Raw genomic sequence first — 25,022 nt, 5'->3', positions numbered from 1 at the left:
AAAGCGCAGTGTCAATCAACGAATACATTGACTGGCACACTGCGTTCGCGAGCAAGCCCGCTCCCAAATTTTTGGCCGGTGTCAGGCCTTTCCCGGAGCTACTGTGAGTTCCAGCGCCTCAGGGCGCTTGATCAGCGCATACACCAACCCCGTCAACAGGCTGCCGGCAACAATCGCCAGCAAGTACAGCAGGGCATGGTTCATCGCATTGGGAATGATCAGCACAAACAGGCCACCATGAGGCGCCGCCAGTTTGCAGCCGAAATACATCGACAGCGCGCCGGTCAAGGCGCCACCGGCGATGCTGGCCGGGATCACGCGCAGTGGGTCTTTGGCCGCAAACGGAATCGCGCCTTCGGAGATAAAGCACAGGCCCAGAATCATCGCGGCCTTGCCGGCTTCGCGCTCGGTCTGGGCGAACTTGCGCCGCGCCAGGAACGTGGCGATGCCCATGCCAATCGGCGGCACCATGCCAGCGGCCATGGTCGCGGCCATCGGCGCGCCGCTGGAAGCGGCCAACAAGCCGACGGAAAACGCATACGCCGCCTTGTTGATCGGCCCACCCAAATCGACGCACATCATGCCGCCCAAGAGGATGCCCAGCAGCACCGCGTTGGTGGTGCCCATGGTGCTGAGAAAGTCGGTCAGGCTGGTGAGCAGCCGCGCAACCGGCGGGCCGACCAGATAAATCATCGCAAGGCCGGTGAACAAACTCGCCAGCAATGGAATGATCAGGATCGGCTTGAGCGCCTCCAGGCTCTGCGGCAACTTCACCGCGCGGGTGATCAACTTGACGCAATAACCGGCGAGGAAACCGGCGAAAATCCCGCCGATAAACCCTGCGCCCAACGTGCCCGCGAGCAGGCCGCCAATCATGCCCGGCGCGAGGCCGGGGCGGTCGGCAATCGAGTAGGCGATATAGCCCGCCAGCAGCGGCACCATCAGCATAAAGGCCTGGTCGCCGACGGTTTTGAGTGCCGCCGCCAAGGTGCCCTTTTCTTCAAAGGCATGAATGCCGAACACAAACGACAAGGCGATCAGCAACCCGCCGGCCACCACCATCGGCAACATGAACGACACACCGGTGAGCAGGTGTTTGTACACGCCGGTCTTTTCCGATTTTTTCGCCACCGCGCTGCCGGCCGCGCTTTCCACCGCGCCTTCGGCCAAGGCTTTGTTGAGCGTGGCTTCGGATTGCTTGAGGGCAATGCCGGTGCCACAGCGGTAAATCTTCTTGCCGGCGAAGCGCTCGGTGGCCACTTCAATGTCGGCCGCCAGCAACACCACGTCGGCATTGGCGATGGCCTCCGGGCTCAAAGGCGTGCGCGCGCCCACCGAGCCCTGGGTCTCGACCTGCAAGTCGTAGCCCAGGCGCTTGGCGGTTTGCTGCAAGGCTTCAGCCGCCATAAAGGTGTGCGCTACGCCGGTTGGGCAGGCCGTGACCGCGACGATACGCGGCGCGGTTTTGGCTGCCTGCTGCGTCGCCACATAGACCTCAGCCTCTTCGGCGCCGCGACGCAATACTGCGTCCACATCCGCCAACGCCTGGGCCGGCGTGCTCTGGAACACGCGCTTGCCGACAAAGCGCTGCATCTCCACCGGCGTGCTGCTGACCAGCAACACCCAATCGGCGTCATCGAGCGTGGCCTGGGACAACTGGCGTTCCGGGTGCTGCACGTCCACCACTTCGACGCTGGTGTGCAAGCCCTGGCGCTGCGCGGCGGCGTCCAACAAGCGGGCGCACAGCACACTGGTGACCATGCCGTTCGGGCAGGCGGTAACAATGGCTAACTTCATCACAAACCCTCTTATTGTTCTGTCAGCGCGCGCACATGGACGCCGCTTTCGAGACGCGCCAACTGCGCGTCATCGCTGATGCCAAACCCGATCTGTGTGACGGCCATCGCGGCAATTGCCGTGGCGCGCCGCAAGGTGGTTTGCGGCAGGTCAACCTTGAGCAAACCGTGAAGCATCCCGGCCAGCAGCGAATCGCCGGCGCCCACCGTGCTGGCGACGCTGACCTTGGGCGGCGTGGCGTGCAGCGCGGTGCCCGGGCTGAACCAGTTCACGCCGTCGGCACCGTGGGACACCACCACATGTTCCACGCCTTGGGCGTGCAGACGCTCGGCGGCCTGGGCCTGTTGCGCGATGGAGTCCGTGGGGCAATCCAAGGCCTCGGCCAACTCTTCAGTATTGGGTTTGATCAGCCACGGGCCCGCCTGCAAACCGGCGCGCAAGGCTTCGCCGCTGGTGTCGAGGGCGACTTTCAAACCGAGACTTTTCAGGTGTTCCAGCAAGCCCTGGAACCACTGTGCGCTGATGCCGCGCGGCAAACTGCCGGCAACCACCACCGCGTCGTGCCCTGGCGCAATCCGCGTCAGTTGATCGAGCAACGCCTGCTGGGCCTGCTCACTGACCTGCGGTCCCGGCGCATTAACGTCGGTGACCCGGCCGTCCTGCTCGGCGATCTTGATGTTGCTGCGGGTTTCGCCCGGTACGCGAATAAACGCATCGGCAAAACCACGCCGGGCAATCAACGCCTCGAAGGCTTGCGGATTGTCTTCACCCAGAAAGCCGCCGACGGTGACGTGATGACCAAGGTCCGCCAACACTTGGGCGACATTCACACCTTTGCCGGCAGCGTGGGTCAGCAGGGTTTCGCTGCGGTTGACGGCACCCGGCTCCAGGCGTGCCAGGCGTACCGTGAGGTCCAACGCCGGGTTCAGCGTCAGGGTCAGAATCTTCGCCATTTACACGGCCTCCACTAGGGCTCGCACTTGCGCGGGCGAACCCACCGCAAGGGCTTTTTGCGCCAGGCCCTGGGCCTCGCTCAGACTGAATTCGCGTACCCGCGCCTTCACTTCGGGAATGCTGCGGGCCGACACGCTCAACTCGTCCACCCCCAGCCCGATCAGCACCGGTACCGCCAGCGGGTCCGCCGCCAATTCGCCGCACACGCCCACCCACTTGCCATGGGCGTGGGCAGCGCGCACGGTGATGTCGATCAGTTGCAGCACCGCCGGGTGCAGGCCGTCGGCCTGGGCCGACAAGGTTGGGTGGCCACGGTCGATGGCCAGGGTGTACTGGGTCAGGTCGTTGGTGCCGACGCTGAAAAAGTCGACCTCCTTGGCGAGTACCGGCGCGAGCAGGGCGGCAGACGGCACTTCGATCATGATGCCCAGCTGCAAGTCGGCGACCGGGATTTCCAGGCGCAGTCGCTCGGTCATGTCCCGGGCCGCGCGCCATTCATCGACGCTGCCGACCATGGGAAACATGATGCGCAGCGGTCGGTTGTCCGCCGAGCGCAGCAGCGCACGCAATTGCGCTTCCATGATCTGCGGGCGTTGCAAGGTCAGGCGAATACCGCGCACACCGAGGAAGGGGTTTTCTTCCTCGGCGATCGGCCAGTACGGCAGCGGTTTATCACCCCCCACATCGAGGGTGCGCACCACCAGCGGGCGACCGCCAAGGCCGTCGAGTACGCGGCGGTATTCGGCTTCCTGAGTGGCTTCATCCGGCGCTTGTGGGTGAGCCATGAAAATCAGCTCGGTGCGCAGCAGGCCGATGCCTTCGGCGCCCTGCTCCACCGCGCCGGCAACACCGGCGCTCTCGCCGATATTGGCGAACACTTCCACGGCGTGACCGTCACGGGTCAACGCCGGTTCGTGGCGCTGTGCCGAAGCCGCTTGCAGGCGCTGTTCGCGGGTGTCGCGCTCGACGCTGGCGCGTTGCAAGGTGGTGGCGTCGGGGTCGACATGCAGGCGACCGCGCTGGCCATCGAGCAACAACGGCGTGCCGGACGCGAGCAGCAACACCGCCGCGCCTGCGCCTACCAAGGCGGGAATGCCCAGGGCGCGCGCGACGATGGCGCTGTGCGCCGTGGCGCCGCCACGCGCGGTGAGAATGCCGGCGACACGGGCCGGGTCCAGACGCGCGACGTCGGAGGGACCGACTTCGTCCATCACTAAAATGTAGGGTTCGCTCGGCTCCTGGGCGGTTTCGACGCCGCACAATTGCGCCAGCACCCGACGGCCGATGTCGCGCAGGTCGGCGGCGCGCTCGGCGAGCAAGGCGTCCTGCAGCGCCTCCTGCTGCTTGGCGGCGGCCTCGATCACGCTCATCCACGCCGCTTCGGCGCTCTCGCCCTGCTTGAGGCGGGTGTCGACTTCGTCGGTCAGTTCCGGGTCGTCGAGCATCTCCTGATGGGTGATGAAGATCTCGCGGATGGCTTTGGCCTGGCTGCGTTCGATCAGGCCCTGGATATCGCGGCGCACATCGGCCAGGGCGCTCTGCAAGCGCTGGCGCTCAATGGCCGAGGACTCGCCGCGAAGGGGGTAATCGAAGACTTGCTGCACCTGGATATGTGCAGGCCCGATGGCAATGCCCGGCGCGGCAGCGATGGCCTGGATCTGGCTGCCGGCTGCGGGTGCGCTGATGGCCGGTTCGATCTCGACGCTGGCAGGCTGGGCACTTACGGTCGGCAGCGGCTCGATTTCTTCGCCCAGACCTTCTTCTACCGCCGCGAGCAACGCGGGCAATGCATCGCCGGCAATTGTCGGTTCAGCGACAAACTCCAACACCTGACCGCGACGGGCGCCAAGGCTCAGCAACTTGCTCAAACTTTTCACCGACACGGCGCCCACCGGGCCATCGACCAGGCGCACGCGGATATCGCCATCAAAACTTTTCGCCAATTGCGCGAGGATCTTCGCCGGCCGCGCATGCAAACCATGGGCGTTGGCCAGGGTGACGCGCACGCTGGGCCAGTCAGGCGGCAGTTCGCCGCCGAGCACTTCGAGCACCGCGCGGCTGCTGGTGGCGCGGCCGAGTTCCTGGCCGCGTCCTTCAATGAGCAACGCACACAGGCGTTCGAGCAAACTCTGGTGCGCTTCGCCGAGGCTGGCCAGGCAAAACAAACCGTTGAGCGGCTGGCCGAGGTAGCGCATGGGTTTGTCCGGCGTGACGAACGCAAGGCCCGGCCGCTTGACTGTCTGCTCGCTGTGCAACCACCACAGGCCATCGCCCAGCGGCAACGCGTCGACTTGCTGCAACACGGCAGCAAAACCATTGCTCACGCAATCAGCCTGACGCAACAGGCGTGCGCCTCGCCAGACAAGCTCTTCGAAGTCATCGGCGGACACGCCAAGGCTGATCATCTGCGCGTCCAGCGCCAGTTCCTGCGGCGCGCCTTGCAGCAGCTTCAGCAAGGCGTCGGCCGAACCGGCACGGCGCAGCGCCTCGCCCAGATCGGTTTCACCGAGGGCGCGGGTCAGCAATTGCAGCAGGCGCAGGTGTTCATCGGATTTGGCGGCAATGCCAATGGCCAGGTAGACGATCTGGCCATCGCCCCAGTCCACCCCTTCGGGGAACTGCAGCAGGCGTACGCCGGTGGAAAAAACCTGGTCGCGGGTTTCCGGGGTGCCGTGAGGGATGGCAATGCCTTGGCCGAGAAAGGTCGAACCTTGGGCTTCACGCGCTTGCAAGCCACTGAGGTAACCCTCGGCGACCAGGCCGTCGGCCACCAGTTTGTCAGCGAGCAGGTGCAAGGCAGCAGATTTATCCACAGCCACCTGGCCCATGGATATCTGCTCTACAGTGAGCTCAAGCATGCCGTTCTCCTAGTTAGTGCGGTGGGCGCACTAGGTATTGTTTTGAATAAATCAGCGTGGCTGCGTTCAAAAATAGCTGACTGAGTGGTCAATTGGCAGTAGCCAGTCAGTCGCGAACGTCGTAAAAATACGCTGGCTGAAACGTTTAATCTAGAATTTATGGCAGATTACGCGCTAATTATGCAAGCTTGAAGCGCCACTCGGCGCTTGAGCTCAGCCAATAGTCGTGTGCAGTAATCGGTTACGATTGGACAAAATGTCGGGGCAAGCTCTAAAAAACAAGGAAATCCCGGTTTGAAACTCAGTGATATCGCACGTCTGGCCGGTGTGTCCGTGACCACCGCAAGCTACGTCATCAATGGCAAGGCCGCGCAACAACGCATCAGCAGCGCAACCGTCGAGCGGGTGCGCGCGGTGGTTGAAGCCCATGGCTTTACCCCAAACCCTCAGGCGGCCGGGCTGCGCAGTCGGCACACGCGCACCTTGGGCTTTATCCTGCCGGACCTGGAAAACCCCAGTTACGCACGGATCGCCAAGTTGTTGGAACAAGGCGCACGGGCGCGCGGCTATCAGTTGCTGATTGCCAGCTCCGACGATGAGGCCGACAGCGAGCGCCAATTACTGCAGCTGTTTCGCGCGCGGCGCTGCGATGCGCTGTTTGTGGCCAGTTGCCTGCCGGCCAGCGATGACAGCTACCGCGAACTGCAAGCCAAAGGCCTGCCAGTGATTGCGATCGACCGGGTGATGGAAACTGAGCAGTTTTGCTCGGTGGTCAGCGATGACCGCCAGGCCTGCCAGCAGTTGACCAGCAGCCTGCTGCAACCGTTGCCCAAGCAGATCGCGCTGATCGGTGCGCGTCCCGAGCTGGGCATCAGCCAGGAGCGCGCTGCCGGCTTTCATGAAGCGCTGAAAGGCTTCACGGGTGAGGTCATCGTCGAACAGGGCGAAGCCTTCAGCCGAGACTGCGGCCGACAGCTGATGGAGCAACTTCTGCAACAACTGGGGCATTTGCCTGACGCGCTGGTGACCACTTCGTACGTACTGCTGCAAGGTGTGTTCGACGCGCTGCACGACTTCCCGCTCAAATCCCGGCCGCTGCGCCTGGGCACCTTTGGTGACACCCAGTTGCTGGACTTCCTGCCGCTGCCGGTCAACGCCATGGCCCAGCAACACCAATTGATTGCCGACACCGCCCTGCGCCTGGCGTTGGCCGCCATCGAAGAAGAACAGTACCAACCGGGCGTGCACGCCATCGGCCGGACCTTCAAGCAGCGTATTCACGAGGCTTGAGCGTGGAGCTGATCGACACCCATACCCACCTGGACTTCCCGGACTTCGACCCTGATCGCCGGCAAGTCCTCGCCCACAGCCGCCAACTCGGCGTGCAGCGCATGGTGGTGTTGGGCGTGTATCAGCAAAACTGGCAACGGCTGTGGGATATGGTGCAGGAAGACGAAAGCTTGTTCGCCGCCTTCGGCCTGCACCCGGTGTACCTCGATGAGCATCGCCCCGCCGACCTGACGGAGCTGGGCGACTGGCTGACGCGCTTGAAGGGCCACCGGCAACTGTGCGCCGTCGGTGAAATCGGCCTGGATTACTTTCTCGAACAGCTGGACCGCGAGCGCCAGCAGCGCCTGTTTGAAGCGCAACTGAAACTGGCAGCGGACTTCCAGCTCCCGGCCCTACTGCACGTGCGCCGCAGCCACGCAGCAGTGATCGCCACCCTCAAGCGCATTCGCCTGCCACGCGGCGGCATCATCCATGCGTTTGCCGGCAGTTTTGAGGAAGCCCGCGAGTACATCAAGCTGGGTTTCAAACTCGGCCTGGGCGGCGCCGCCACATGGCCGCAGGCGCTGCGCATGCACAAAGTACTCGCGCGACTGCCCCTTGACGCGGTGGTGCTGGAAACCGATTCACCGGACATGGCGCCCGCCATGTACCCGGGCCAGCGCAACAGCCCGCAACACCTGCCGGACATCTGCACCGACTTGGCCGAACGCATGGCGATCAGCCCTTTATTGCTGGCCGAGACGAGCACACGCAATGCGCGCGAGCTGTTCAACTGGTAGCGGTTTGACCGCCTGCAAGTTCAACGTCAGCCGTTGCCGATGACGGGCGTAACGCAGCACTAGAAAGTGCATCAGCACCGCCACCAGCGAAACGTTGAGTTGCCCGACCACGCTGAGCAACCCGACCCACTCCGCCACCAGCGCCACAATCAGCACCGAGCAGGTCAATACCACCATGCTCGGGGCCACCATGGCCCAGTGGTCCAGCGCCTTGAACTGGCGCAACTGCCTGGGGCATATCAACTGCAGGGTGCGCTGGCAATAGGGGCATTCAAAGGGCTCGTGGATGGCAATCGCATTCACTTGCCAGGGCTTGAGTTCAAACGTGATGTCGCAATGGGCGCAATGCCCTTTGATCCCCATGGCAGTGGCCATCGCTGTGCCTCCCTTGAACCGTGACGGGTTGAAACAAATTCTCACCCATTCAGGCATTCAAAAAAGCCACACAGCGAAATCAGGACGGGCACCACGGCCCACGAAGACCAAGTCCTACGCGCCGGCCCTACACACGAAACGCGCCGATCAATTGCTTCAACTCGACGACTTGCACCGACAGCAGCCGACTGGCCGTTTCGGTCTGATGCGCGCCCTCGGCGGCATGCTCGCCCGCACGATTGATGGCAACGATGTTCTGGTCGATATCGTGGGCCACGGCGGTTTGCTGCTCCACGGCCGCGGCAATCTGCTGGTTTTGATCGACGATCATTCCGACGGCGCCCAGGATATTTTCCAGGGCTTGCTGGACCTTTTCCGACTGCCCCACGGTGCCATTGGCCATGGCATGGCTGGTGCCCATGACCTTCACGGCCGCGCCGACGCCGCTGTGCAGTCGGCTGATCATCTGTTCGATTTCTTCAGTGGACTGCTGGGTGCGTCGGGCCAGGGTGCGCACCTCGTCGGCCACCACAGCAAAACCGCGGCCCTGCTCGCCGGCGCGCGCCGCCTCAATCGCGGCATTCAGCGCCAACAGGTTGGTTTGTTCGGCGATGCTCTTGATCACCTCGAGCACGCCACTGATCGACTGGCTGTCGGTGGCCAATTGGTTGATGACCTGCACTGACGCCTCTATCTCCGACGCCAGGCTCGCGATGCTGCCCTGCTGGGATTGCACCAGGCCTCGGCCGCTGACGGTTTCGTCGTTGACGCTGTGGGCACTGCTGACCGCCGCCGCCGCACTGCGCGCCACTTCCTGGGCGGTGGACGACATCTGGTTCATGGCCGTCGCCACCTGCTCGATCTGGCTGCGCTGCCCGGAAACCGTCTGGTTGCTGTGGGCCGACACGGCTTGCACTTGCCCGGCTTGCAACTCGACCTGGCTGACGGTGTGACCGACGCGCTCGATCAAGTCATGAATCCTGGCCACCGTGCCGTTGAATACCTGGCCCAACTCCCCGAGTTCGTCGCGGCTGTGGGCAACAAAGCTGACGGTCATGTCGCCGCCCGCGACCTGGTTCATCATCGCCCCCAGGCGACGCAACGTGGTGCGGGTCGACGCGTAGAAACCGGCATACAGATAAAAGATCAGCACAAACACCGCCACCAGCGCCGAGACCAGCACCATCATGTGCGTGCGTTTTTGGGCCAGGCGCTGCTCAAGTTGCTGTTCAAGAAACGTCAGGGTCGCTTCATTGAGTTGGTAGGTTTGGGCCATCAACTGGCTGACGCTTTCATAAAAACCCTGCCACGGCGCATCGAGGGTTTCGGCCATCACCACCTGCTCTTCAAACAACTCGCTGCCGTGCTTGAGGCTCGCACTGCTGGCCGTGGCCAGAGGGTCGAGCGCCGCATGCGCGGCGGTGCTGGCGCCCAGTGCGTCCTGCAACTTCAGGGCGTACTCGGCCTGGAGTTTTTCCAATTGCTGCAGCAGTTCCTCAAAGCGCGTACTGGAGGATGAATTGAGAAAACCCTGGCCCAAGGAGTAAGCGCCCATGGCCCGCCCTTCACCCAGGGTTTGGGTGACTTGCGGGGTGACGCTGGTGACCAGCTCGCTGAGTTGGCGCAAATCGCCCTGAGGGTCACGGCTCAAGCCGGACTGGCTGGCGATGATCTGGCTGAGCATCTGGGCCTTGTTGAGCAATTTGCCAATCAGCGCGCTTTTGCTCAGCAGCGAGGTTTCCTGTTGCTGAGCCTTGAATGCGGCGACCATTTCGTCGCGCTTGCCATCAAAAACACGGGTGTGTTCAGGGTCGCCGGTCATCGCGTTGAGGCCTTGCAGGCGGCTCAACACGCTCTGTTCCAACGCACTGATCTTGCCCTCCAGATCACCGGCCTTGCCGGACTGCCCCAGCACCGCGTTGATCTGCACCTGGTTATTCAGGGTTTCCAGGTCACGGCGCAGCGCCAGGCTGCTGCCGAGCAGATCGAGGCTTTGCAGTTCGATGCGAGTGCCCTGCAATTGCGACCAGGAATCACGCACCAGGAAATAATTGGTGGCCAGCATCGGCAGCAGGAACAGCACGCTGATCAGGCTGAATTTCATGCCGAAACTCAGACGGTTCATCAGCGCGATGGCGGGATAGAGCAAGCTCTTCAAAGGTGTACTCCCTTTCTATTATTTTTATTGAGGCGCAGGGGGAAGCGGCAGATAGCCACTATTTGGCGCTCTGTCTGTATAGCTCAATTTGAAAGGGAGTTTTGTAACGTAAGGTTAACGACCTGCGCTGAGCGGTTTTTTGTGGCGGGGGCGCAAAGTCCCTCGCCACAAAAACCCGCTCGTCTGGCTAGCTAGGGCAGTACGGTCCAGATCGCAAACCCGGCATACCACAGCACCGCCGCGCGCAGCAGCAGTTCCCACAGCCGATCCAGGCTGTTGATACCCTCGGGCCCCACCACGGGCGATGGGATTTCAGCCGCCGCCAGGCCGACTTTTTCTACCAGTTGTGCAGCGCTGATGTCCCAGCTCAACAACTCATGCAACATCACCCGCCCAACCGCGACAAAGTTACCCACCAAGGCAAAACTTGCCGCCAGAAGGCGCACCGGCACCCAGTCAAACGCGTGACGCAATTGTCCGGCACGCTCGGCGACCTGCGGGTTCTGGCTGTATTCGCTGGCCAATGCCAATAGGCGATATGCCAACGCCGCCACCGGCCCCAACAGGAAGTACCAGAAAATCACTGCAAAAAAGCTCTGATAGGCCTGCCACAGCAAATGGCCTTGAACGCGCTCCAGCAGTTGCTCGCCATTGTCAGCCACCACCTTCAGGTCTCGTTCGGCCACATGCTCGGCGGCCTGCAGGTCACCGCGTCGCCATGCATCGCGAAACGGCCCAAGCCCAGCCAGCAGATCGCCGCGCCCGAGGCTGTAAATCACCACCAGCAGATGCACCGGCAGCGCCAGCAGGCCATAAGCCACCGGTTCCAGCACCAACAGCAACAGCGCCAGCAAGGCCACCGGCAGTAACACCAACAGGACAAGAATCAGCCAGGGCCGCTTCCCCATGCGCGGGCTGGATTCCAGCTTGGCCAGCTCACGCAGCCATCCACCGTCGCGTTGTAACCGCTGACGCAAGGCCGAGAATTTCTCGATCCAGACCGCCAACACCAACACCAGGAAACTCATCGTGCGTGTCCTCCATCCTGCAGGGCGCTGCGAAAGCGCGTCCAATCAAAAGCCGGGCCCGGGTCGGTCTTGCGACCCGGTGCGATATCACTGTGACCACAAATACGCTGTCGGGTGATGTCTGGATAAGCCGCCAGCAGCTGTCGCGTGAGGTCAATCAGCGAAACATATTGAGCCTCGGTAAACGGTAGCTCGTCCGTTCCTTCCAGCTCGATTCCCAGAGAAAAGTCATTACACACCTCGCGCCCCTCGAAGCTCGATACCCCGGCATGCCAGGCGCGGTCCAGGCACGACACAAATTGCGTCACGCTGCCGTCGCGCTCAATCAGAAAATGCGCAGACACCCGTAAGTCGGCAATGCCTTCAAAGTAAGGATGTTGCGTGACATCCAGGCGATTCTGGAAAAACTCATGCACCTTGCCGGTGGCAAACTGTGCCGGTGGCAGGCTGATGTTATGCACCACCAACAGGGAGATCTCGCCGGCGGGGCGCTCGTTGAAGTTGGGCGAAGGGCAATGGCGAATGCCCTGGCACCAACCGCTGGTGGGGTCCAACTGCATACGGGTTCCTTGAATGAGACGAGGTGTTACCAGTATGCCGCGTTCAGGCCTGCGGTTGCGATCACTTGCCGCGATTGAGTTGACGCAGGTTGCCCACCACGCACGCCAGTGCGCGGTCGAACAGCAGCCCGTCGTCCAAGGTACGCAAGGCCCCGCGCTTGAATGCCATGGCCAGCTGGTCGGCACTTTTTTCAAGGACTTTGAGGCCGGTACGGCTGACAAAAATGTAGCTATTGGCCGGGGCCATGATCGCCGTCAACTTACAGCGCAACGCTGTGTTTTCGTCTTGCTGGAACTCAAACCAGCCACCGACACGCAGCTGGTGAGCCTTGAGCAGGTCCGGGTCATCGCTCGGCAAGTGCTGTATTGAATCAGGCAACCCGACACTGAACGAAAACGGCTCACGCACCTTGATCAGCGCGTCGATGCACTCGCCTTCGGCCGACTGAACATGCATGGCCTGCAATTGAACAAAAAACTCACGGGTGCTGAAAGGGTCGAACGCTGCGCTGGTCAAGCCGTTGCGCAAAGCCGTGAGCAGCCCGGGCAGTTGCTCCAGCAGGTGCCGGCCGGCCTCGGTGTCTGTCTGCAGGCCCACACTCCAGATCAACTCGTCCATGGTGCGCACACCCGCCTGCCACTGCACCGACTGTTCGCCGTGCTTGAGGCAGGCCAACAACAGCACCTGGCTCCAGGCCTGCTGAAGAAACCGCACCACCGATTGCGGCAAGACCTTGCCGAGCAAGCGCCGATTGAGCAGATCGGCCACACGGTCACGTGCGGCTTGCGTGCGTATGCGCCCTTCTTCGGCCTCACGGGTGTGTTGTTCAAGCAACGCGCTACGGCGTTGTTCATCCGAGGTGAACGCAGTGAACTGCGCCAGCAGTTGGGAAAAAATCGTCAGGTCTTCGACGAAATCATTCAACAAACACTGCACCACTTGCTCAATATGCAGGTACAGGCTGTCGCGCTGATAGCCCTCGTGCGGGCTCCAGCCCATGGCAGCCGAGGCGATTTCATTGAGCAGTCGACGCGCCGGGTGGCAGGCGCGGCTGAAGAGGCTCTTGTCCAGCACCGCCACTTTCAACATCGGAATCTGCAAGCGCGCGATCAAGCCCTTGAACGCATCAGGCACGGTGCGATCATTGAGGATGAACTCGAACAGCAAGGCGACCAGATTGATCACGTCTTCATCGGCGCCTTCCACCACACGCGACTTGCCGCTCTTGACGCTGACGCGGGTCAACAGTTGTTCAAGCTGGTTACGCAGGTCGAAGTCGTCTTCGGCCTCAGGTTCAGGCACATATTGTTGCAGGTGCGAGAGCAGGCGCAGCAGGTCGCGCGAGGCAATGGGTTGCGGTTCGGCGCAGGCTTCCAGGGTCGGCGCCACGCTGCCACGCACCGCCGCCAACAACACCTGCAAGGCGGCGAAGGCTTGCTGGCCGTTCTCATCCAGGGGCGGGTCGATGGCTGGCGGGTTGCCTTCTCGCTGCTGGTCACGGGCGGCACGCCCGCCAGGGCGACGCGAGGGCACGGCCTTGAGTTCGGGCAAAACCCCGGTGGCGACCAGCAACTGATTGGCTTCGCCGAACAATTGGTCGGCGTCACTGAGCACGTACTTTTCAAACAGTTTGAGCATGATCAGCTTGACGCGAATCTCTACGCCCAGGCTGCGCCCCGCGCGCAAAAAGAACTCGCAAAGCAGCGCCGGACCCAACGGGTTGGCGCACTCGCTCAGAGGCTTGCCAAGCAATGCACTCAAGCGCGCGGTCAGTTGGTCCAGCGCCAGACCATCGCGATGTCGCACCCGTCCGAGCATGGCCTCCAGCGCAACGGCCTTTTCCAGTTCGTCGCTGGACGTGCCGGGCGCCGCCTCATACGACACCACCGGCACCAAATGCGCCTCGCCTGGCTCTGCATGGCCCAGACTGGCGAAAGCGGCGAACAACTGCGCCATGAACACGCGCTCAAAATTTTTGCGCTTGAGGCGCAAGTCACGCATCGCTTCAAAGAAGATGTGATGGTCAACATTGCTGCGGGCCTTGTCGGCCATTTCGAACAGCGTGTCATCGGCGTTATCGAACAGTTCCTGCAGACCTTGCTGCAACTGTTGGGCAGCCTTGTCGCGAACCTGCAGCAACACCACCGGCAGGCGCGCAAGCGGCGATGGCGTGGGGTGCGCCTTGTTGATTGGCACCACCTTTCCGTCATTGTGCATCCTGGCCTCCTGAAACGGCGGTGTTGGGGTGGGGAGCGATCAGCTACAGGTCCGATGGGGGCTGCGAAAACCGGTTGTCACCAGGACGTCAAAGCTATGACGCCAATTGCAAGGCGCAGGATTATCTTGCAAATAAGGGTAGTTGCGCCAGTGAACTCTGCCATTGCTCTGTAAATGAGTGTTGAGTCTGGGTTCACAGGCGCGCTGCCCCTATAATCCGTGGCACTTTGTTTGTGGAGCCTGTTATGCCGAATCTCCGTCTTGCCGACCTCACCGCCGAAATCGAAGCCAACGTGCGCCGTGCACTGCTGGAAGACATCGGCAGCGGCGACATCACTGCGCAATTGATTCCGGCCGAACGGCTGGCCAAGGCGACGATCATCACCCGCGATGCGGCCGTCATCGCCGGTACGGCCTGGGTCGATGCGGTGTTCCGCCAGCTCGATCCGCGGGTCGCGGTGCATTGGCAGGTTGCCGACGGTGAGTGTGTCAGCCCCAACCAGGCGCTGTTCCACCTTGAGGGCCCTGCCCGCTCACTGCTCAGCGGCGAACGCTGCGCGCTGAATTTTCTGCAGATGCTGTCAGGCGTCGCCACGCGCGCTCAGTACCTGGCGGATTTCGTCGCCACGACCGAGGTCAAGCTGCTGGACACCCGCAAAACCCTGCCGGGCCTGCGCCTGGCGCAGAAATACGCCGTGACCTGCGGCGGTTGTCATAACCACCGCATCGGGTTGTATGACGCCTTCCTGATCAAGGAAAACCATATCGCGGCGTGCGGCGGGATTGCGCAGGCGATTACCGCCGCGCACAAGATCGCGCCGGGCAAGCCCGTGGAAATCGAAGTGGAAAGCCTGGAGGAACTGCGCGAAGCGCTGGCGGCGGGCGCCGATATCATCATGCTCGACGAATTGAGCCTGGATGACATGCGCGAGGCCGTGCGCCTGAATGCGGGCAAGGCCAAGCTGGAGGCCAGCGGCGGGATCAATGAAACCACGCTGCTGCCCATCGCCCAAACCGGAGTGGACTACATCTCCATCGGCGCGATGACCAAGGATGTGAAGGCGGTGGACTTGTCGATGCGGCTGAGCATCTGAGGTTTTAATGTAAGCGCCGGCAAGCCGGCGCCTGCACAGTGTTTCAGATCGCGAGGTTGTTCATCCCGCAATACTCGTTCCAGTCGACACCCAGCACCTCAGCAGCCTCCTTGTGCAAGGCCAGACGTGCGGCCTCGAACTCTTCCGGCGTCGACGTGTACTTGAGGGTCAATTCCCATGGCTGCAGGCCCTGGGCCTCGGCCTCATCCTCAAATGACCATTGGATCTGGTCCCTTTGATCATCGGCGCTCAGGTCCTTGATCTCATCCAGCAGTTCCGGCGACTCCGCAACGTACTTTTTGAGGGCTGCTTCGTGCCGCGCTTCCTGGGTCATTTCTGGTGTGGTCATGTTGTTCTCTTAGATCGAGGAAGGGGGATGCATCTGGGTCATCAAGGTTGCGCAGATACGAAAGAGCAAGCATGAATGCCGGCTCGTCTGGCCTTCAGAACCATTCTGGGATCATCTGAAAACAGTGCTGCCTTTTAAAACAGTGTTGCGTTTTTTCAACAGTGTTGCCTTGTGCCCGAGACAGGAATCGAACCTGCGACCTTCGCGTTACGAGTGCGCTGCTCTACCGGCTGAGCTACACGGGCGGTGGGCTAAAGCTAGCACCGCATTGGGCAGGCGGCAACTAACTCGCCTACCGCCCGACGGCCGTCAGGCCCCGTCGGCGCCGCAGCCTTTGGCAACGTATTGCGCTTCAGCCGTGGTCGCGCACTTCCAGCCCGTGGTGGCGCTGCGCGTCAACGTGATGGTCTTGCCCAGCACGGGCGCAGGCGCATCAAGAATTTCACAGCTGATGGAGCCCGCGCCGGTGGCCACGTCGCCTGCCACGTCGATCTTGCAATTGGCGGTGGGACTGGTGCCACCGATCAAGGCCAGGGTCGGTACGGTGCCCTGGTTGAGGGTGTCCTCGAAACCTGCCTTCAGCGCGGAGACTTCAGCCAACCCCGCGGTGAACTTGGCCTTGGCCTGGTGCTTGGTATACATGGGCAAACCGATAGTGGCCAAAATGCCGATGATTGCCACGACGATCAACAGCTCGATCAAGGTAAAGCCTTTCTGACGCATCACATTCACTCTCCAGAATAGAAACCCTCACAAGGCGCGTCCTGCGCCCCGCATTGTGCAACGGCGCCAGTGTACTCATCCACGCACGACCAATCGCCTGCAAGACGCACAATCTGACATTTTATCCTTCCTCGCCAGCCTGTCCGAATCCCTCACCTGACTAAGCTATAAATCTTCAACGACCTGTGTGCGGAAACGTGACATGAATGACGCTGCAACGATCTACGCCTGGGAAGGCATCAACCGCAAAGGACGCAGAGTCTGCGGGCAAACCACAGGCCAGAACCTGGCGCTGATCAAGGCACAACTGCGTGAGCAAGGGATTTGCCCCGGCCGAATCCGCAAGAAAACCCCACGCCTGCCAAGCTTCGCCCCGCCGATAAAACCCGCCGATATTGCCCTGTTCACCCGCCAGCTGGCGACATTACTGAAGGCTGGCATACCGCTGTTGCAAGCGTTCGACATTATTGGCGAAGGCTTCGACAACCGCCTGATGCGCGAGCTGATAAAGGACTTGAAACAGGAAATCGCTGCCGGCAACAACCTGGCGGCAGCGCTGAAAAAACAACCGCGCTATTTCGATGACCTGTATTGCCACCTGATTGCCGCCGGCGAGCACGCCGGTGCCCTGGAAACACTGCTGGAGCGCGTTGCCATCCATCTGGAGAAAAGCCAGCAGCTCAAGGCGCGCATCAAGAAAGCCATGACCTACCCCATCGCCGTCATCGTGGTTGCAGGCCTGGTCAGCACGGTCTTGCTGATCCACGTGGTGCCGCAGTTCCAGAACCTGTTCGCCGGCGTCGATGGCAAACTGCCGGGCTTCACCCTGAGTGTCATTGCCTTGTCCGAGTTCCTGCAGCGTGCCTGGTGGATGGTGGCACTGGGTTTGGCCGCGACAATTATCGGGCTGCGCCACGCCTATCGGGCATCTTCCGGTTTTCGCCGTTGGCTGGACCTCGGTTTGTTGAACGCGCCCCTGGCAGGCACACTGCTGAAAAAAACCGCGGTTGCCCGCTACGCCCGCACACTCTCAACGACCTTCGCCGCGGGCGTGCCGTTGGTGCAGGCGCTGGATTGCGTGGCGGGGGCGGTCGGAAATGGGTTGTTCAAACAGGCGATAGAGCATATGCGTCACGATGTATCCACTGGCATGCAGTTGCACCAATCCATGGCCAACAGCCGCCTGTTTCCCAGTATGGCAATCCAGATGACGGCCATCGGGGAAGAATCGGGAACCCTGGATCGCATGCTGGAAAAAGTCGCCAATCACTACGAGGCCGATGTGCAAAACCTGGTCGATAACCTCACCAGCCTGATGGAGCCCCTGATCATGGTGGTATTGGGCGGCATCGTCGGCGCACTGGTGATCGCCATGTACCTGCCAGTTTTCCAGCTGGGGTCGGCATTTTGAACCCGTTGCTGAATGAACAACCGTGGCTCTTTGTCGGGATGGCGCTGGTGCTGGGCCTGATTGTCGGCAGTTTCCTCAATGTGCTGGTGTGGCGCCTGCCGAAAATGCTCGAGCGCGAATGGCGCGCCCAGGCCCAGGAGGTGCTCGGTTTGCCTGCTGACCCTGCGGGCCCGGCTTACAACCTGATGCGCCCCCATTCCTGCTGCCCCGGATGCAATCATCCGATTCGCGCGTGGGAAAATATTCCTCTGCTCAGCTACCTGCTGCTCAAGGGCCGTTGTGCCCATTGTCGAGAACCTATCAGTGCCCGCTACCCGTTCACCGAACTTGCCGGCGCGCTGGTCTCGGCGGCGGTGGCCTGGCATTTCGGCTTCGGCTGGCAAGCCGGCGCGGTGATGCTGCTGAGCTGGGGGTTGCTGGCGATGAGCCTGATCGATGTGGATCATCAGCTGCTGCCCGACGTTCTGGTGCTGCCGCTGTTATGGCTGGGGCTGATCCTCAACAGTGTTGGCTTGCTGGTGACGCTGCCGGATGCGCTCTGGGGTGCGGTCATTGGGTACATGAGCCTGTGGACGGTGTTCTGGCTGTTCAAGGTGATCACCGGCAAGGACGGCATGGGCTATGGCGACTTCAAGTTATTGGCCTTGCTCGGCGCCTGGGGTGGCTGGCAGATTCTGCCGATGACACTGCTGATGTCTTCGTTGCTCGGGGTGCTTGCCGGGCTGATCCTGCTGCGCTTGCGCAAGCCCCAGGCGTCGGCCCCAATGCCGTTTGGCCCGTGTTTGGCGATTGCCGGCTGGATTGCATTGCTCTGGGGTGGTCAAATAACCGACTTCTATTTGCAGTCTGTCGGTTTCAAATGACCACTTCTGTTGCAACACCCTGGATTCTTGGCCTCACCGGCGGCATCGGCAGCGGCAAAAGCGCGGCCGCCCAGCACTTCATGGATTTGGGCATCGACCTGGTCGACGCCGACCATGCCGCTCGCTGGGTGGTTGAGCCCGGCCGCCCGGCACTGGCGCAAATCGCCGAGCACTTCGGTGCAGGCGTGCTGTTACCCGACGGCCAACTGGACCGCGCCGCATTGCGCAAACTGATCTTTGAGGTCCCGCAAGAACGCCGCTGGCTGGAAGCCTTGCTGCACCCGCTGATCGGCGAGGAGATTCGCAGCCATCTGGCGCGCGCGCGGTCGCCTTACGCAATCCTGGTGTCACCGCTGCTGATCGAGTCCGGCCAGTACAGCATGACCCAGCGCATCCTGGTGATTGACGTGCCGCAATCACTGCAGATTCAGCGTACCCTGCAGCGCGACGGCATCAGCGAACAGCAAGTGCAGGCGATTCTGAAGGCCCAGTCCAGCCGTGAAGACCGCCTGAACCATGCCGATGACGTACTGGTCAATGACCAGGACCTCGCCTGGCTGCACAGCGAGGTCGAGCGACTGCACCACTTTTACCTTACTTTGCGTGGAGGCCGATCATGAGCCAACCTATGACCGTCGACTGCCCAACCTGCGGTGCACCCGTGGAATGGAAAACAGACAACCTCAATCGGCCGTTTTGCTCGGACCGTTGCAAACTCATCGACCTGGGCGCCTGGGCGTCGGAAGAGCACAAGATTCCGGTCAGCCCGGATGCCGAAGACGAGCTGTTCTCCGAAGACTTTCAGCCTAAGCACTAAGGCCGCATAAAGGCGTATTCCTGCTGGTCGTCGAGGTTCTCTGCAAGGTATTGCAGCTCGTCGGCCAGGTCTTCGAAACTGCGTACGCCTTTACTCTGCTGCACCACGGCGCTGAGCATGGCGCGCAAGGTCAAGCCCGGGTCGAAACCGATTTCCTGTGCGGCGTCCTGACTTCTGCGCAACTCCTGCCGTGCCCATTCGTACACACTCATGCCCCACGCTCCTTCATAAATTTCGCAGAGCATGGGCCTGTGTGACCGGCCGGGATTTGATCTGGGTCAACGCCGCGAATCGTCGTCCTTCCATGGCGCAGAGAGGTAGCGCGTACGGTTGAAGGTCTCAAGCCACTCCGGGCAAAACACCACCAGAGCGCTGATGACCATGCCGTTGATAAAGGCTTCTGGGAAGATGATCAGCCACAGGTAGCCGATGAAGTCTTCCAGCCACTCCGGCATCGCGAAACGGCCGTCTAACCACAGCAACCCCAGCGCAGCCAGCAAGCAGAGCAGCGCCGACAGCGCGGCGGCAAAGAAGCCCGAGCAGAAGATATACACAAAGGGATTGCGGGGTTGGGCGCGCTCTACCAGCACTGCACAGCCTTCCGTGATCAGTACCGGCAACACAATCAGCAGCAGGCCATTGACCCCGACAGCGGCCAGGTCCTGACGCCCCAGCAGCACCAACCCGAACTGCGCCGCCAACCCGCCGACGATTGCCAGAGGCCAGTCGAGCAGCAGGGTCACGGCGGTCATGCCGATAAAGTGGTAGGAAACGCCAGTATCGAAATCGCGCCGCACCAGCCACAACATGAACAGCGCGAACACCGTACCAAACAGCAGATGCTGACGCCGCCGGTCGGCAAACAGCTCGACCCATGGCGAGCGCAGGATTGCCCACATCACCACGGGCGCATACAACAGCCAGCCGATGCTGAGGGTTTGCGGCGCCAGCACGGCGGCACTGATCACGGCTTCACCTGCTCCAGTGCCTGGCGCAGCTCGTCAGCGGAGCTGTATTCGTGCTGCGCAATCACCTTGCCGCTATCGAGTTGCAGCCACAGCACTTTATCCACAGCCCCTGGGTAACGCGGGGCGATACGCGCATCACGGTCCAGCATGACCCGGTAGTTGTAGGCCTGCATCGCCGGCACGGCGAACAGCTTGGCGATGAGCCGGGGCATGCGCTGGATATCGGCGATGAACACCGCGTGGCGCGCTTCGAGGTAGCCCTTGGGCTGGCCTTGCTGCGCGGCATCTACCCGCTTGGCGGCGTCCATGCTGCGGGCGACCAGCAGAATCTGCGCCTGGTCATCCAGGGTGTAGGCCTGGTCGAACTGGTCGAGCAGGGTCCATGGCGCCACGCGCTCACCCACCTCAACAGCTTGGGCCCACAACGGTAAAAGGCTCAGCAACAGCACCACGAAAAACTTCACCGCAGACTCCTTGATTCGGATGAGGGTCGAGTAGCCAGTCTACACCGGCCGTTTAAAGCAAGACTTCCTGCGGTCATCATTTGGACGCTAAGCTGCAAATATGGATGACTCAGATTACTTGCGCCTGCTCACCGTAGCGGCCGAACAAGCCAATGCGTTCCTGTCCAATGCCCGCAAATGGGAGCGTGAGCGTTGGGTCTGCCAGCGCCTGCTGCAAGGCTTGAATGTGCCCTACCGGGCCGAGGAGTTTCATGCCGCCGGTCAAGAACCGCCGGATGTGTTGTTTCGCGACGCCAGTTTCGAGGTGTTTTTTGTACTGGATGAAGGCCGACGCCTGAACGACGAATGGCGCGATGAGTTGCTGCGCCGACGCAGCGCATTTTCCCTGAGCCAGTTGGTCCGGCGCGAAGCCAAGCCGCGGCGTATCCCCGCCCATGAGTTCCTGTTGCGCCTGGCGCCGACGCTGCGCAAAAAAGCGCACAACTACAAAGAACGTGGCATTGACCTGGGTGAGCTGGACCTCATCGGCTTCGCCAGTCTCAAGCGCGAAGTGCTGGACCTCAACAGCCATTTCCCGCCGCCCACCGAATACCTGCGCCAGGGTTGGCGCTCGCTGTCGCTGGTCGGGCCGACCTTTGCCCGCGTGCTGTTCGCCCATCCTGATGCCCCGGATTTCTTGCGCAACAACTTGGGCCGCAGCATAGTATTCGACGTGGGCATCAGCCTGTGACGCAGGCACAGGCTACGCTTGTGGCGATACCGCCAATCTCCCGACTGTAACGTGGCGCCCTTTTGCAACGTCTACCTGACGAGGCCTTTATGACCAGCCGCCTGAACCCCGATGACCAACAGCATGTCGAAGAGTACCTGCAACTCTCCCAGAACCGAGTCGAGCGCAAGCCTTTCCGGCCGTGGCTGCTCCTTGGTGTGGTGCTGGTGGCGGTGATCGGGCTCGGTCTGCTGAGCCGCCTTTTGAGTTACCTGACGCTATGAGCTGCCTGGCGCTCGCGAGGGTAACTGCTCCGATTTCTTTTAGCCTTGCGAGATATCCCCATGACCCATCGTATTATTATCGTCGGCGGCGGCGCCGGCGGCCTGGAGTTGGCTACCCGCCTGGGTAAGACTCTGGGCAAGCGCGGCACCGCCAACATCACGCTGGTGGACACCAACCTGACCCATATCTGGAAGCCACTGCTGCACGAAGTGGCTGCCGGCTCGCTGAACTCTTCGGAAGACGAACTCAACTACGTCGCCCAAGCCAAATGGAACCACTTCGAGTTTCAGCTGGGGCGCATGAGCGGGCTTGACCGTGAACAGAAAAAGATTCAGCTGGCCGCCACCCTTGACGAAGAAGGCCGCGAACTGGTGCCTGCGCGCGTGCTGGGCTATGACAGCCTGGTGATCGCAGTCGGCAGTACCACCAATGACTTCGGCACCGAGGGCGCAGCGCAACACTGCCTGTTCCTCGACACACGCAAACAGGCCGAGCGTTTCCACCAGCAGTTGCTCAACCACTACCTGCGCGCCCATGCCGGACAGACCGATACCATTGAACAGATCAGCGTCGCTATCGTCGGCGCCGGCGCCACCGGCGTTGAGCTGGCCGCCGAGCTGCATAACGCCGCCCACGAGCTGGCAGCGTACGGCCTGGACAAGATCAAACCGGAAAACATGCACATCACCCTTATCGAAGCCGGCCCACGGGTATTGCCTGCGCTGCCGGAACGAATTGGCGGGCCGGTGCATAAAACCCTGGAGAAACTCGGGGTCACGGTGCTGACCAATTCGGCGGTCAGCGAAGTGACGGCCGACGCCCTGATCACCAGCAGCGGCCAGGTCATTCCGGCCAGCTTGAAGGTGTGGGCCGCCGGGATTCGCGCGCCAGGCTTCCTCAAGGACATCGATGGCCTGGAAACCAACCGCATCAACCAATTGCAGGTGTTGCCGACGCTGCAGACTACCCGCGACGAAAATATCTTCGCCTTTGGCGACTGCGCCGCCTGCCCGCAACCAGGCACCGACCGCAACGTACCGCCCCGCGCACAGGCCGCTCACCAGCAGGCTTCGTTGCTGGCCAAGTCGCTGAAACTGCGGATTGAAGGCAAGGACCTGCCGTCCTACAAGTACACCGACTACGGCTCGCTGATCTCGCTGTCACGTTTCTCGGCGGTGGGTAACTTGATGGGTAACCTGACCGGCAGCGTGATGCTGGAAGGCTGGCTGGCGCGGATGTTCTATGTATCGCTGTACCGCATGCACCAGATGGCGTTGTACGGTTTCTTCCGCACGGCCATGCTGATGCTCGGCAGCAAGATCGGGCGCGGGACCGAGCCGAGGCTCAAGCTGCACTGATTGACTGAACGGCAGCAAAAAAAAATCCCCCTATCTCACGATAGGGGGATTTTTTATTGGGCTAGAGCTGCTGGTAGAACTCAGCCATATAGTCGACAAACGCCCGCACCTTCGGCGCCAGGTGCCGGGACTGTGGATAAAGGGCGTAATAGTGCCGCTCGCCCAATGAATAATTGGGCAGAATTCGCACAAGCTGACCGTGCGCCAAGTCGCTGTGCACTGTGGCCTGGGTGAAACACGCAATGCCCGCCCCCGCCAACGTGGCCGCGTGCAACGCGCTGATGGTGTTGGTGCTGAACCGCCCCGATGGGGTGACCGTAACCACCGCGCCACGCGCCGCGCTCAGTTGCCAATCCGACGACGCACCAATGAAAGTCAGCAAGTGATGGTTGTCGAGCTCCTGCGCCGAACGGGGCAACCCATGGCGGCCGATGTAGCTCGGCGACGCGACCAGAACCTGGCTGGAAATCGTCAACGTGCGGGCAATCAATGACGTATCCGCCAGGGCGCTGGCAATGCGTATCGCGACATCAAACCCGTCGGCCACCAGGTCGACGAACTGATCATCACAGCACAGCTGCAGCTCAATATCCGGATAGCATCGTTGAAAACCCGGTAGCCAGTGCGGCAGATCCAGTGTGCCCACCACCAGCGGCACACTGACTCTCAGCAGGCCTTCGGGGCGTTGGTGCCCGTGGGCGATGGCCTGGGATGCGGCGTCGAGACGATCAAGGATATCCACGCACGCTGCGTAGTACTGCTCCCCGGCACCCGTCAGGCTGAAGCGTCGCGTGTTGCGGTTGATCAGTTGGGCGCCCAGCCCAATCTCCAATTGCTGCAATTGCCGGGATATCGTCGAATGCGTGGTCTCCAGGCGCTCTGCGGCTGCAGAAAAACCCTTGGCTTCGACGATGCACCGAAAGGCGCGCATGGCAGATAACTGGTTCATGAAGCAGGCGATCCCAAGGTGGTCAGGGGAATCAGTTAACCGGCAAAGCGATAATTTGCGAGGTGGTCAGCACCGAACCAAAGGTGTCTTCGATTTCAGCCAGTGCCGAGTTGTGCAACTCATCCTTGGTTACCGAACGGCCATCGGCGCGGGTAATAGCCCGTGTGGCACTGGCATCGGATGCTACCACAACGTCATAGCCCAACGGCGCGGCGTCACGGGCGGCACCAGCGACACAGGCGTGAGTCATCAGGCCACTGATAATCAGAGTTTTGACGCCGGTCTTCTTCAATTGCGCATCCAGGTCGGTGCTGGCAAACACGCTGACCGTGGTCTTCTGCACAAGCGTGTCTTGTGCACGTGGCTTCATCAGCGGGTGAAAATCGACGGTTTTGCCATTCTTGGCGAAGACCGCCGCGTCGTCCGGGGCGATGTGCTGCACGTGAATGACCCGGATGTTTTCCTTGTCGGCAAACTTGATCAGACGCTGGGTGTTTTCCAGGGCTTTCATGCCGTCAGGGATCGGCATGCGGCCGGTGAAGTATTCATTCTGGAAGTCGATGACCACCAACGCGGTGGTTTTCGGGTCAAGACGGTCGGTCGGCTTCGCCCCCAACATCGCGCGAATGGTCGGCTGCGGGTGTGTGGCTGTTTCGGCGGCGACAGCGTAATGGCCGAGGCCCACCATCATACCGAAGCCAACAAGCGTGGACTTGAGTACGGCAGATAGCGAACGGACAGGGTGAGCGGCTGGGGTGAGGGTCATCATGCAGATTCCTTGAGGCGAGTGAATGGACGAGGCCCAGTCTAGGAGGCCGCGACCAGTGCACCAACGCACCCATCAGCACAATATCTGTTTGGAATTCGCACAAGTGAGGCCAAACAACAGGCAAAAAAAATCCCCGTATCTTTCGATACGAGGATTTTTAATATGGTCGGGGTAAGGGGATTCGAACTCCTGACATCCTGCTCCCAAAGCAGGCGCGCTACCGGACTGCGCTATACCCCGGTAAAA

The 25,022-nt window shown here is 61.5% G+C and carries 25 protein-coding genes and 2 tRNA genes; 10 read left to right on the top strand and 17 right to left on the bottom strand.

Annotated features, from left to right (window positions below; all coding sequences use genetic code 11):
• Positions 1 to 81: 81 nt before the first annotated feature.
• From AB5I78_RS04660 to ptsP, 3 genes are read right to left on the bottom strand one after another with little or no spacing between them, the layout of a single operon-like run.
• Positions 82 to 1,797, bottom strand: a complete 1,716-nt coding sequence (locus tag AB5I78_RS04660; protein ID WP_262210110.1) for a PTS fructose-like transporter subunit IIB — start codon at positions 1,795 to 1,797, stop codon at positions 82 to 84.
• Positions 1,798 to 1,808: 11 nt separating this feature from the next.
• On the bottom strand, positions 1,809 to 2,750 hold the full coding sequence (gene pfkB, locus AB5I78_RS04655; protein WP_145165273.1) for a 1-phosphofructokinase: 942 nt from the start codon (positions 2,748 to 2,750) through the stop codon (positions 1,809 to 1,811).
• Positions 2,751 to 5,609, bottom strand: coding sequence for a phosphoenolpyruvate--protein phosphotransferase (gene ptsP, locus AB5I78_RS04650; RefSeq protein ID WP_242194759.1), 2,859 nt, complete (start codon positions 5,607 to 5,609; stop codon positions 2,751 to 2,753). It lies immediately after the preceding gene.
• 294 nt (positions 5,610 to 5,903) lie between these two features.
• Here ptsP and cra point away from each other — a divergent pair, with 294 nt between their 5' ends.
• Entirely contained in the window at positions 5,904 to 6,899 is a 996-nt protein-coding gene (cra, locus tag AB5I78_RS04645) for a catabolite repressor/activator (protein WP_145165276.1), read from the top strand.
• A gap of 2 nt (positions 6,900 to 6,901) precedes the next feature.
• The gene (locus AB5I78_RS04640) at positions 6,902 to 7,678 is read left to right on the top strand and encodes a TatD family hydrolase (RefSeq protein WP_369302577.1); all 777 of its coding nucleotides are present in this window, start codon (positions 6,902 to 6,904) and stop codon (positions 7,676 to 7,678) included.
• On the opposite strand, the gene AB5I78_RS04635 is transcribed toward AB5I78_RS04640, so the two are convergent.
• From AB5I78_RS04635 to AB5I78_RS04615, 5 genes are all read right to left on the bottom strand, one after another.
• Entirely contained in the window at positions 7,625 to 8,053 is a 429-nt protein-coding gene (locus AB5I78_RS04635) for a hypothetical protein (RefSeq protein WP_124416411.1), read from the bottom strand. The two genes, AB5I78_RS04640 and AB5I78_RS04635, sit on opposite strands and share 54 nt — an antisense overlap.
• Positions 8,054 to 8,180: 127 nt before the next feature.
• Entirely contained in the window at positions 8,181 to 8,885 is a 705-nt protein-coding gene (locus AB5I78_RS04630) for a methyl-accepting chemotaxis protein (protein WP_370004722.1), read from the bottom strand.
• A 1,517-nt stretch (positions 8,886 to 10,402) separates the two neighbouring features.
• Entirely contained in the window at positions 10,403 to 11,239 is an 837-nt protein-coding gene (ampE, locus tag AB5I78_RS04625; protein ID WP_369302575.1) for a regulatory signaling modulator protein AmpE, read from the bottom strand.
• On the bottom strand, positions 11,236 to 11,799 hold the full coding sequence (ampD, locus tag AB5I78_RS04620) for a 1,6-anhydro-N-acetylmuramyl-L-alanine amidase AmpD (protein ID WP_145165284.1): 564 nt from the start codon (positions 11,797 to 11,799) through the stop codon (positions 11,236 to 11,238). The genes ampE and ampD overlap by 4 nt, the downstream gene beginning before the upstream one ends.
• Positions 11,800 to 11,860: 61 nt before the next feature.
• Positions 11,861 to 14,017, bottom strand: a complete 2,157-nt coding sequence (locus tag AB5I78_RS04615) for a DUF1631 domain-containing protein (RefSeq protein WP_369302574.1) — start codon at positions 14,015 to 14,017, stop codon at positions 11,861 to 11,863.
• Positions 14,018 to 14,262: 245 nt separating this feature from the next.
• Here AB5I78_RS04615 and nadC point away from each other — a divergent pair, with 245 nt between their 5' ends.
• Positions 14,263 to 15,111: a carboxylating nicotinate-nucleotide diphosphorylase gene (gene nadC, locus AB5I78_RS04610; RefSeq protein ID WP_369302573.1), complete on the top strand. Its 849-nt coding sequence runs from the start codon at positions 14,263 to 14,265 to the stop codon at positions 15,109 to 15,111.
• Positions 15,112 to 15,154: 43 nt separating this feature from the next.
• On the opposite strand, the gene AB5I78_RS04605 is transcribed toward nadC, so the two are convergent.
• The 3 genes from AB5I78_RS04605 to AB5I78_RS04595 all read right to left on the bottom strand — a co-directional run bounded on the left by AB5I78_RS04605 (position 15,155) and on the right by AB5I78_RS04595 (position 16,183).
• Positions 15,155 to 15,460 carry a DUF6388 family protein gene (locus AB5I78_RS04605; protein ID WP_106578609.1) on the bottom strand — a complete coding sequence of 102 codons (306 nt, stop codon included), beginning with the start codon at positions 15,458 to 15,460 and terminating at the stop codon, positions 15,155 to 15,157.
• Positions 15,461 to 15,632: 172 nt separating this feature from the next.
• Positions 15,633 to 15,705 (bottom strand) — tRNA-Thr (locus tag AB5I78_RS04600).
• A gap of 64 nt (positions 15,706 to 15,769) precedes the next feature.
• Complete coding sequence (locus tag AB5I78_RS04595) at positions 15,770 to 16,183, bottom strand: pilin (RefSeq protein WP_262210148.1); 414 nt, start codon at positions 16,181 to 16,183, stop codon at positions 15,770 to 15,772.
• A 202-nt stretch (positions 16,184 to 16,385) separates the two neighbouring features.
• Here AB5I78_RS04595 and AB5I78_RS04590 point away from each other — a divergent pair, with 202 nt between their 5' ends.
• The 4 genes from AB5I78_RS04590 to yacG are packed head-to-tail and all read left to right on the top strand — an operon-like array spanning position 16,386 to position 19,274.
• Positions 16,386 to 17,594, top strand: a complete 1,209-nt coding sequence (locus AB5I78_RS04590) for a type II secretion system F family protein (protein WP_369302572.1) — start codon at positions 16,386 to 16,388, stop codon at positions 17,592 to 17,594.
• Positions 17,591 to 18,457: an A24 family peptidase gene (locus AB5I78_RS04585; protein ID WP_369302571.1), complete on the top strand. Its 867-nt coding sequence runs from the start codon at positions 17,591 to 17,593 to the stop codon at positions 18,455 to 18,457. Before AB5I78_RS04590 ends, AB5I78_RS04585 begins: the two co-directional genes overlap by 4 nt.
• Positions 18,454 to 19,077, top strand: a complete 624-nt coding sequence (gene coaE / locus AB5I78_RS04580; RefSeq protein WP_262210097.1) for a dephospho-CoA kinase — start codon at positions 18,454 to 18,456, stop codon at positions 19,075 to 19,077. Before AB5I78_RS04585 ends, coaE begins: the two co-directional genes overlap by 4 nt.
• Positions 19,074 to 19,274, top strand: a complete 201-nt coding sequence (yacG, locus tag AB5I78_RS04575; RefSeq protein ID WP_145165296.1) for a DNA gyrase inhibitor YacG — start codon at positions 19,074 to 19,076, stop codon at positions 19,272 to 19,274. The genes coaE and yacG overlap by 4 nt, the downstream gene beginning before the upstream one ends.
• On the opposite strand, the gene AB5I78_RS04570 is transcribed toward yacG, so the two are convergent.
• The 3 genes from AB5I78_RS04570 to AB5I78_RS04560 form a co-directional block, all read right to left on the bottom strand.
• The gene (locus AB5I78_RS04570) at positions 19,271 to 19,486 is read right to left on the bottom strand and encodes a hypothetical protein (protein ID WP_003171680.1); all 216 of its coding nucleotides are present in this window, start codon (positions 19,484 to 19,486) and stop codon (positions 19,271 to 19,273) included. The two genes, yacG and AB5I78_RS04570, sit on opposite strands and share 4 nt — an antisense overlap.
• A gap of 66 nt (positions 19,487 to 19,552) precedes the next feature.
• Positions 19,553 to 20,242, bottom strand: coding sequence for an energy-coupling factor ABC transporter permease (locus AB5I78_RS04565; protein ID WP_242194780.1), 690 nt, complete (start codon positions 20,240 to 20,242; stop codon positions 19,553 to 19,555).
• Positions 20,239 to 20,706: an FAD/FMN-containing dehydrogenase gene (locus AB5I78_RS04560; RefSeq protein WP_369302570.1), complete on the bottom strand. Its 468-nt coding sequence runs from the start codon at positions 20,704 to 20,706 to the stop codon at positions 20,239 to 20,241. Before AB5I78_RS04560 ends, AB5I78_RS04565 begins: the two co-directional genes overlap by 4 nt.
• 100 nt (positions 20,707 to 20,806) lie before the next feature.
• On the opposite strand from AB5I78_RS04560, the gene AB5I78_RS04555 reads away from it, so the two are divergent.
• The 3 genes from AB5I78_RS04555 (at position 20,807) to AB5I78_RS04545 (ending at position 23,058) form a co-directional block, all read left to right on the top strand.
• Positions 20,807 to 21,436: a DUF1780 domain-containing protein gene (locus AB5I78_RS04555; RefSeq protein WP_369302569.1), complete on the top strand. Its 630-nt coding sequence runs from the start codon at positions 20,807 to 20,809 to the stop codon at positions 21,434 to 21,436.
• A gap of 89 nt (positions 21,437 to 21,525) precedes the next feature.
• On the top strand, positions 21,526 to 21,699 hold the full coding sequence (locus AB5I78_RS04550; RefSeq protein WP_064450648.1) for a DUF3094 family protein: 174 nt from the start codon (positions 21,526 to 21,528) through the stop codon (positions 21,697 to 21,699).
• A gap of 60 nt (positions 21,700 to 21,759) precedes the next feature.
• Positions 21,760 to 23,058, top strand: coding sequence for an NAD(P)/FAD-dependent oxidoreductase (locus AB5I78_RS04545; protein WP_145165303.1), 1,299 nt, complete (start codon positions 21,760 to 21,762; stop codon positions 23,056 to 23,058).
• A 61-nt stretch (positions 23,059 to 23,119) separates the two neighbouring features.
• On the opposite strand, the gene AB5I78_RS04540 is transcribed toward AB5I78_RS04545, so the two are convergent.
• The 3 genes from AB5I78_RS04540 to AB5I78_RS04530 all read right to left on the bottom strand — a co-directional run bounded on the left by AB5I78_RS04540 (position 23,120) and on the right by AB5I78_RS04530 (position 25,016).
• A complete protein-coding gene (locus AB5I78_RS04540; protein WP_369302568.1) occupies positions 23,120 to 24,007 on the bottom strand; it encodes a LysR family transcriptional regulator in 888 nt (295 codons plus the stop codon).
• Between the two features lie 31 nt (positions 24,008 to 24,038).
• Positions 24,039 to 24,773, bottom strand: a complete 735-nt coding sequence (locus tag AB5I78_RS04535; RefSeq protein WP_369302609.1) for a cysteine hydrolase family protein — start codon at positions 24,771 to 24,773, stop codon at positions 24,039 to 24,041.
• Positions 24,774 to 24,939: 166 nt separating this feature from the next.
• A tRNA-Pro gene (locus AB5I78_RS04530) sits at positions 24,940 to 25,016 on the bottom strand.
• Positions 25,017 to 25,022 lie beyond the last annotated feature (6 nt).

This window comes from Pseudomonas sp. N2-3-1-14 (assembly GCF_041228395.1).
In the GTDB taxonomy this organism is placed as follows: domain Bacteria; phylum Pseudomonadota; class Gammaproteobacteria; order Pseudomonadales; family Pseudomonadaceae; genus Aquipseudomonas.
The sequence above is the reverse complement of the archived record's forward strand: the minus strand, read 5'-3'. Positions and strand labels throughout refer to the sequence as shown.